Annotated in this window: 1 pseudogene; it reads right to left on the reverse strand. The window is 65.7% G+C overall.

The window, feature by feature from the left end:
* A pseudogene (locus H7I41_RS20400) lies at positions 1-452 on the reverse strand (cytochrome P450); the annotation flags it as partial.

A 452-nucleotide genomic window follows, 5' to 3' on the forward strand; every position in this document is an offset into this window, starting at 1 on the left:
TCCTCGATGTAGCGGCTGAACTTGCCGTAGAGGTACTCCAGCGGCGAATGGTGCATCTGCTCACCATCGCTGCTGCCGATGGTCCCGGCCTCGGACAGCAGGGCGTCCCGGAACTCGTCGTGGTCGGACTCCGGAACACCGAGCAGATCGGCGATGACGAGCATCGCGAACGGCGAGGCGAAGTCGGCGATGAACTCGCACCGGTCACCGGCCAGCGCCTCGTCGAACTGCCGGTCGGCCAGCCGCCACATGAAGTCCTCGTTCTCCTGCAGGCGCTTGGGCGTGATCATCCGCGACAGCAGCGCACGATGCGCCGTGTGTATCGGAGGGTCGAACGTCGGCAGCTGGTCACTGAACGGCACATCGTCGCGGTGCTCGGCGATCAGCTCGGTGATGTCCTCGGATCCCCTGCCCTGCAAGGAGACCGGGAATCCGGGGAACGGACCGGTGAC

It is taken from the genome of [Mycobacterium] manitobense (assembly GCF_025821665.1).
Classification (GTDB): domain Bacteria; phylum Actinomycetota; class Actinomycetes; order Mycobacteriales; family Mycobacteriaceae; genus Mycobacterium; species Mycobacterium arseniciresistens.